Origin of the sequence: Mycobacterium sp. 1245852.3, from assembly GCF_001669335.1 — a bacterium.
GTDB lineage: Bacteria > Actinomycetota > Actinomycetes > Mycobacteriales > Mycobacteriaceae > Mycobacterium > Mycobacterium europaeum_A.
In genome coordinates this window covers 1-533 of sequence record NZ_LZLL01000636.1, presented here as the reverse complement: position 1 = coordinate 533, position 533 = coordinate 1, and the positions used below count along the sequence as shown (strand labels likewise).

The following is a 533-nucleotide window of genomic DNA, read 5'->3' as shown; positions in this document are numbered from 1 at the left end:
GGTGGCCGGTCGGCCCGGGGCCGCGGGCGGCTGCGTCCGCGGCACCTGCCGCACCTGGGCATCTCGGCCCGCTCGGCCGCGGTGTCGGCGATTGTTGTGCTGTGTGCGCTGGCCATCGCCGGCGCGGGACTGGACGCGATCCTGTACCGGTCGCTGCTGGCGGGCGTCGATTACGCCACCGCCGAACGGGTCCGCGATATCACCAAGGCGCTGCAGGCCGATTCGTTCGACGACCTCGACAACGCGCTGCTGCACACCGACCAGCGGGTGGTCGCGACCCAGTTGATCGGCCCGGACGGCACCGTGGTCAGGCGGTCCGGCTCGGCGCCGAAAACGCCGCTGGTCTCGCCGGATCAGTTCGACTTCAACCTGCGTCGCGGCCTGCCCGACGACGCGGTGGCCGGCGACGACATGCGGGTCAGCGGCCAGAAAGTCGCGACCCGATCAGGTGTCTACACGGTGCTGGTGGGCGGGGGCAGCGAGGCGGTCGAGGGGACCGCGCGGGCCCTGGCGATCCTGTTGGCCTGCAGCGC

General features: G+C 72.6%; 1 pseudogene. It reads left to right on the top strand.

Features of this window, described 5'->3' with window-relative positions:
* Nucleotides 1–30 precede the first annotated feature (30 nt).
* Nucleotides 31–533 (top strand): annotated as a pseudogene (locus A9W96_RS29780) (two-component sensor histidine kinase); the annotation flags it as partial.